This window comes from Dyadobacter flavalbus (assembly GCF_006149045.1).
In the GTDB taxonomy this organism is placed as follows: domain Bacteria; phylum Bacteroidota; class Bacteroidia; order Cytophagales; family Spirosomataceae; genus Dyadobacter; species Dyadobacter flavalbus.
This window is the reverse complement of the sequence record NZ_VBSN01000060.1, coordinates 1-6,993: the sequence shown is the minus strand read 5'-3', so window position 1 is coordinate 6,993 and position 6,993 is coordinate 1. Positions and strand designations below refer to the sequence as shown.

The 6,993-nt window shown below is 35.2% G+C and carries 9 protein-coding genes; 5 read left to right on the top strand and 4 right to left on the bottom strand.

Annotated features, from left to right (window positions below; translation table 11 throughout):
- Positions 1-496 precede the first annotated feature (496 nt).
- Complete coding sequence (locus FEM33_RS20505) at positions 497-850, top strand: hypothetical protein (RefSeq protein ID WP_139013865.1); 354 nt, start codon at positions 497-499, stop codon at positions 848-850.
- 20 nt (positions 851-870) lie between these two features.
- Positions 871-1,203 (top strand): hypothetical protein, encoded by a 333-nt coding sequence (locus tag FEM33_RS20500; protein ID WP_139013864.1) that lies wholly within the window; start codon positions 871-873, stop codon positions 1,201-1,203.
- A 61-nt stretch (positions 1,204-1,264) separates the two neighbouring features.
- Here the strand turns inward: FEM33_RS20500 and mobV are convergent, their stop codons facing one another.
- The 4 genes from mobV to FEM33_RS20480 form a co-directional block, all read right to left on the bottom strand.
- The gene (gene mobV, locus FEM33_RS20495; RefSeq protein WP_139013863.1) at positions 1,265-2,788 is read right to left on the bottom strand and encodes a MobV family relaxase; all 1,524 of its coding nucleotides are present in this window, start codon (positions 2,786-2,788) and stop codon (positions 1,265-1,267) included.
- Between the two features lie 154 nt (positions 2,789-2,942).
- Entirely contained in the window at positions 2,943-3,272 is a 330-nt protein-coding gene (locus tag FEM33_RS20490) for a type II toxin-antitoxin system PemK/MazF family toxin (RefSeq protein WP_229214328.1), read from the bottom strand.
- Positions 3,260-3,508 (bottom strand): AbrB/MazE/SpoVT family DNA-binding domain-containing protein, encoded by a 249-nt coding sequence (locus FEM33_RS20485; RefSeq protein ID WP_139013862.1) that lies wholly within the window; start codon positions 3,506-3,508, stop codon positions 3,260-3,262. The genes FEM33_RS20490 and FEM33_RS20485 overlap by 13 nt, the downstream gene beginning before the upstream one ends.
- A gap of 55 nt (positions 3,509-3,563) precedes the next feature.
- Positions 3,564-4,100 (bottom strand): hypothetical protein, encoded by a 537-nt coding sequence (locus tag FEM33_RS20480; RefSeq protein WP_139013861.1) that lies wholly within the window; start codon positions 4,098-4,100, stop codon positions 3,564-3,566.
- 541 nt (positions 4,101-4,641) lie between these two features.
- Between FEM33_RS20480 and FEM33_RS20475 the strand changes: the two genes are divergently transcribed.
- The 3 genes from FEM33_RS20475 (at position 4,642) to FEM33_RS20465 (ending at position 6,855) form a co-directional block, all read left to right on the top strand.
- Positions 4,642-5,652, top strand: coding sequence for a replication initiation protein (locus tag FEM33_RS20475; protein WP_139013860.1), 1,011 nt, complete (start codon positions 4,642-4,644; stop codon positions 5,650-5,652).
- A 295-nt stretch (positions 5,653-5,947) separates the two neighbouring features.
- Entirely contained in the window at positions 5,948-6,130 is a 183-nt protein-coding gene (locus tag FEM33_RS20470; RefSeq protein ID WP_139013859.1) for a hypothetical protein, read from the top strand.
- Between the two features lie 485 nt (positions 6,131-6,615).
- A complete protein-coding gene (locus FEM33_RS20465; protein ID WP_139013858.1) occupies positions 6,616-6,855 on the top strand; it encodes a hypothetical protein in 240 nt (79 codons plus the stop codon).
- Positions 6,856-6,993: the final 138 nt, after the last annotated feature.

Genomic DNA, 6,993 nt, shown 5'->3' with positions numbered 1-6,993 from the left:
ATTACTTTTAATCAGTAAAAGTTTGTAGTAGACTTTAAATAGCAAATGCTGTCAAGATAGTTTAACTATTCTGATAGTATTTGCTATTTAATTAATTAGAAAAAGTTTTCCGTATCTAATTTATTTCGTGATAAATATTTAACAAGCATGATCCAAAAAGCTAAATTAAATACTGGCGTACTTGGTACAGCTATGAATCTAGAATGTAATAAAATAAATTAGATATGCTTGTACAAAATCAAGAACTTTCGCAACATGCCAAAGACCCTCTTGTTCTATGTTTTGTCATTTAACATAAAATCTGTTATAAAAACTCCAGGAACCTTTTCTGGGTTTTGTCCTTCTCTTAGCCTGTATCAAGAAGATCCAATAGTTTGTATTTTTTTATTATTTTGCAATTTATTCTTTCGTAAATCCTCTTATCGTCATTTTTATGTTCTGGGTGATAGTTGTCGTCGTCGTTGTCGCATATATAGGTTTCAACTTTTTTAATTCTTTGAATAAGGATGAAAATGAGTTGCAACATCAGTCTGTTAGTGAGAAATTTGCTGTTATTGTCAATATACTCAATGATGCAGCATTCAATGGGGCAGCAGATATTACGCCAATTGACAAAAGAGAATTCAACCTATATGATGGCTCAAATCAAATAATTAAGTTTCAATACAGTACTGGGAGCCTAACTATTACCTGGAAGTACAAGTACTATCAAAAGGAAATTGTACATGAAAGAAACTTTACCGAATCTCGAAACCTAAGCATTTTTGAACAGGAGAAAATTGCTAATACTATGATTATGGAGATGAAACAAATAGTAGATAAACACAAAAGAGATGTTCTAGGAATGTAAATTAAATTAATCCTTTTCATATGAATCAAAGTGTTCAGAATGCATTGAATGAACAAATGGCCCCCCAAATTGCGGGCTTACTAAGTGATACTTATCAGCAAGTACAATCTATGCCTGAAATGATGCATGGAATAATGCTCATGAACGCTGCCAATACGTTTGCCGAAAAAATGAAAGGCACTTATCCAATGATGGTACTTCAGTTAAAATTAAAATTTGGTGAAGCCGATCTTGAAAGTAAAGAGTATGAATCGACAATTGATGATATTGTTCATGATGCTTTGTCCAAATACATTACCAATTTGCCGCCAAAAGGCTCTAAGTCTCAAGAAGATGATGAAGATTATTATTGAAAATTGAGTTTTTCTAGGTTTAGATTATATCTGAACCTAGAATTATAAACAATATTTCGATTTACATTCTCATATTATTTCCCTGCTTTTTCCCAACATCATGTCCCTCTCTCCGGAGTTTATCTCGGTCAGCTGCCAACTGAAGTTCATTTTTATTGATATCAGCTTGTAGCCGACTCCGGACATACTCGACCCCAATTACCCCCTGATCCCTTCCAATCTTCCTGCTAATTTCTTCAATATCATTAGGTTGTAGGCTTTTCAGGTACTTTGAAAATTCGGTGGCACTGCCCTTATGCTGCACAAAACTCTTCGCTATGGTTGTTTCGTAGGCTATTTTCGATTTTGCAATAGCTTCCCGATCCTGCTCAACCCTTGCATTTGCTCTTATTGCCCTGGAAACACCGCTGAGCATAAATTCAGGACCTAACTCTCTGGCTGATATTGATTTGCCTTTCCCGTCTTTATAGAGCAACACTTTATGTGATTCTTTGCCAATAACTTCGTAATCCTCCTTTGACATTCTTAATTCAATGCCTCTCTTTAGAAGTCCATCTTGAAAGGATTGATCTGAGCTGCAAGTTGATAAAACATGCAGCACTGTGCTTTTGATAGCTTCCTTGCGCTCTTCCTGTATATTAATAAGCCCACCATGTTGATCAAGCCGGTATCCCAGAGATAAAAGCGCTCTTTCTGCCTGGCTCTGCCGTGCTCCGCTCTTTTGAGCAAGTGCATTAATCGCAGGCGCAGCCGTTTTGATCAGCTCATTTTGCTTAGCCTGGCTAACAGTTTTATTTACTTTATCGATATCTGAAGAAAGAGAACTAACTGCCTTTTTTACAGATTCTTTCGCATATTCTTCTGGTTTAAGCCGGTCATACAAATCAGGTTTTGCAGTCTTTTCAATGTAGCGATCCGGATCAATCTGGGGAAAGTGCTGCTGTATGCTTTTTACCTTGTTCGATACTTCCTGAGCTAAGGTATAAAACTGTTTGACTTCAACGTGCTTGGCCTGGCTGCCTTGGATCCCGCGTTCAAGTCCCAAGTGTTTCATACTGTCGGCAAACCTGGTCTGCAGTTTGCTCAACGTATGACGGTCACCCCCAAGCCAGTCTTTGGCGCAAAGCCGGTTCTCCGTCCGCTCCGTTTTTACCTGACGGCCAACCTTTATTGTCTTTTCCCTTATGGGCACAACTGTGGCATGCCAGTGCGGACTAGTCTCGTCATGGTGTGCACGTAAGCTCACTACGTTATCTTCTCCAAACTCTTTGTGAAGGAAGTCAACTAGGCTGCGCTGAAACTCCCGGCATGCAGGGTCTTCCGGATGGTTCCGGGCAAAAAACTCTGGACTGGCCGTAGCAAAAACATCAATCGCCAGCACCGAGTCCTTCCGGATCGCAACACCGGTGCTACTCAGTCGTTCCTTTACATCATCGGCCGCTATCGTCCCGATCACTTGGCGGTTCAGCTGCTCCCTTTCCGGATCTGCATTCAGGGTTTCCCGTTGGCGAAGCTCGTGAGAGTCTTTGCCTCCTATACTTCCCATATTGTTCATTTTTTTTATTCTCAGAATTGCAAAAGCCATAGCTGTGTCGTTTATCCGGATGGGGGGTGCAGGGGTTTACCCCGCCGAAATGGAACCAGGGAAAATGTCTAGGCCGAAGGTATAGGCGTTTTCCCTGGTGGAGTGAGTCCACCTTTAATTCAAAGGACAAGATAGAGCACTGGAAGAAAACATCCTAATCAACTAACATTTCCTGTAGTACCTGCTTTAATTCTTTTATCTCTGTTGCAAATAAATAGCCAATTTTAGAACCCAATCTGGTCTTGTCTACTACACGGATCTGATCTGCTGCAATAGATCCATTCTTATTTTGAACAACACAGTCTACACGCCACGGGTACTTTTTTATAGTAGACGTAATAGGTATAATAACAACTGTCCGCAAAGAAAGATTTAGTTCATCAGGGCTGACAACAACACATGGCCTAGTTTTGGCAATTTCACTGCCCTGTGTGGGATCTAATGAAATCCAGTACACTTCATACTGCTTTACTACCATGTCCATTCCTCCTTGTCAAAATCAGTCATAGTGTCTTCCAATAAGGGTTTATCATCTCCAGCAGCGTGCATCTCCAGTGCTGCTTCTGCCCAACCTTGTCGGGAAGCTGGTTTAATAACAATAGAACCATTTTCAACTTCCAACTGAACACTTGACTTAAAAGACAAATTTAACTTACGTAATAGCATCGAAGGGATAATTATCCCTTGACTATTCCCAATATTGATAATATTTGCTTTCATAATGTTATAACACTAATAAAATAGTATCTCAAAATTACGAAAATATGTTATAACATCATTTAAATATGCGTTTCCATAACGACTTCTTTTCTTCGTTATCTATTGATTCTGGTAGTTCTTGATTCTTCTGAATCATATACTTTCCGGCATTTAAATGTTGATCGCGCTTAAATATTTCTTGCTCTTGGCTCCATCGTTCATGAAGACGATCTAATTCCTTTTGCTTTTCATCCTTATACTCTTGGAATTGTTTTTCTAAAAGTGTGATATAATGTTGCTTGCTTTCCAATAATGCAGCTTGACCTTCTACTTTCATCTCTAAAATTACTATCCGGTTATTTTGTAAATCTTCACTTTCAACCTGATGAACACTTACAGATTTGTTAACATAGCTAACATTTTTGTTATCAATGTTAACATGATTATCTAAGAATGGATAAATACTGTTTACAAACTCCGCTCTGATTAAAATTACACCATTTATACGGCTTACATGCCTTTTTGAGCCATCTTTTTTTGTAAGTCTTCGGATAGTCATCTCGGATTTACCTGTACGAGATGCTGCTTCTGCCAAGCTTATAAAGTCACTCATGTTAACACTTTTTAGTTTTGATAACACTTTTTGTTATCATATGATAACGTGTTAAAATTAAGATTATACCAGTCATAAAGCAAAAAAAGCAATTAACTAAATATTTAGTTTTCAGCGCAATATTCTTTTCTTCCTCTTGATGAGTTTTGTTTGTTTGCCTTTTTAAAAAATTAATGCTAACGCCCTCTCAAAGATTTTTAAGCGTGCGCGCAGCGACGCAAGCCGAACAAGTGGGCAGAAAATCAAATTTCCATATTCCAAAAGCTCAAAAACGGGCGACAAACTATATAGTAGTAAAACAATATTAGTTATACTATAGGTACTTCTTGAATAAACAGACTTTTGGTCAGGAATAAACAGACTTTTGGTCAGGATACGCCTATAATAAACAGACTTCTGGTCAGGAATAAACCAACTAGTATTTTTATAAGTCTGTTATTTATTATGAAATAGACAAACTTTTAGTCAGATTTATACTTTTATAAGTCTGTTTATTATTTATATTTACATTTCCCTTAATGTAAAAGCTTTATTATGACCTATGAAGAAGGTTAAAGTGAAAGATAAAAGAGATATTGCGCAAATGACGTTGCCTATTATTTACAATGAAAATGATGTCAAAAAGTACGCCAAGCAGCATTGGAATATAACTTTTGCTCGACAAAAGAAGGTTTCTGTTTATGCTAAGAGAATTATGGCTAATGTCATGGCTATGATAAAAGATGATGATTCTGATTTGCGGCCTTATTATCAAATGCATGTTTCATCTGTTATTCCTAATACTGACACTGATTCTTACACAAAAATCAAAAATGCATTCATTGAGCTTGCTAAGCTGCATTGGTTGCTAGAGGATATTGATAAAAAAAGGTTTGAGGTAAGGCATTTACTTAATACATCTGACATAAATTGTAAATATGAAAATGGCACCATTACTGTTGTCCTTAATCCTATTTTGAAGCCATACTTCATAGAAATTGCCCACTATACAACATACGAGTTAAAGCATTATATGCACTTTTCAAGTTGGTATAGTCTTCGAATGTTCGAATTATTGGCAGCATTTAAAGATACAGGAGTATGGATAGTGCCCATTTCAGAATTTAGAAAACTTATGGATTGTGATGGAAAGTATCCAGATACAACTGACTTGATAAAAAAGACTCTTTCTGAACCCCTTGAAGAGCTTGATAGTACAGATTTAGCTTTCACTTTTAAAACTATCCAAGACTCCAACACTCATGCCCGTGGTAGAAAGCCCGTTATTGCTCTCGAATTCCGACTTAAAAAGGTTACAATGAAAGATGTACCAGAAAGTTGGTTTGAATTCTCTGACGTGCATAAAAACGTGCTTCTACGGCTACGTGCTTGGATGGTGACGGATACTAATATCATTCGCTATGCAAAAGTGATTGGGATGGAAGGAGCAAACAAGCTACTTTATGAATGGCAGCTAAAGGGAAAAGAAATCCAGGATAAGGCTAAATATTGCAATGCAGTTTGGGTGCGGGTTGGTAAAGCTGCATTAGAGAATATATCTGTGTCTCAGTAACTCAGCTGTCTATAACTAATTATAAGCATTTGTATCATTGTTTTACCGTTAAATAAGATATTAAAAACTATATACAATTTTTTTTTAAATTAGGCTGTTACTATTTTTAATTAACTTCTAAACTTTATATATCACTAAATTTTAATACGATAGATATTTTAAATAAGAATGGCAAATATACTTTTTTAAAAGTGCACCTTGCCATACAATTGCTATAAAAGAAAGTTGCAATTACAAACTAGCATAAGTATTTCCAAAAGGCTAAATGTAAATTAAGTATTTATCATTATATTTTATGAACAAAGATATTGTAATAGGTTTACTACTAACAACAATAGTTGTTGAATTAATAATTATCATTAAAAAGGATAAGAAGTTAATTGAGTTAAAAGAGGATCGTTTAACAGAAAACCCCACACCTGTTTTTTTAGTAGGATTTAACTTGTCCGTTCCATTGCCTGTTAGGCAATTTCAGTAAGTTATGAGCTGCGAGCATCTATAACAAAGTTTGTTAATATATAAAACATTTGGTTTTTTATATACTGTATTAACTATTTTAAACAAAGCTTCTATTACTTTCAAAATTCTTCTCCAAACTTTGTTTATTTTTCTTGAGTTGGTATTATATATGACATTCTGAAAGGCTGCATCTTTCTGACTCCTTAACTAAATTTAACTAGCCTTTCAAGACCATTCACATTAAGACAATACTCCTCATTACTTGAGTATTTTATGTATTTAAGATTCCAACATTTTATAAAGTGTGAAGATTCTAAATTCCTAATTTAAAAATCAGCCAACTTACTTTATTTAATATAAATATTAACCGTTAAATAAATATTATTATTAATTGTTATATTATTAATATTCAAATTACTAAATTCATTAACTCACATTATTTATTGAATATTTTAAAATAATTTAAGTTTCATTTATTTTCTCATCATTCTTAAATAAAAAAAAATGGCAAATTTTGACAAGCAGTACATCTTAGATCACAAAAAAAACATCCACACTTTTGAGTCATTTTCAAGAGCTCTTGGAGAACGTGCTTTAACAGCCGCAGCCGAAAAAATCGGTGAGGGACAAGCTGAAATGGTAGAAATACCAGCATCTATTACCGTAAGTCCAATTGAGGCTACTAAGTGTGTACAAATTTGTGTTGAGATCAGTGGTGTTGTAGTTTGTTATCATGCAGGCTAGTAAATAAGAAAATTACTTTTAATCAGTAAAAGTTTGTAGTAGACTTTAAATAGCAAATGCTGTCAAGATAGTTTAACTATTCTGATAGTATTTGCTATTTAATTAATTAGAAAAAGTTTTCCGTATCTAATTTATTTC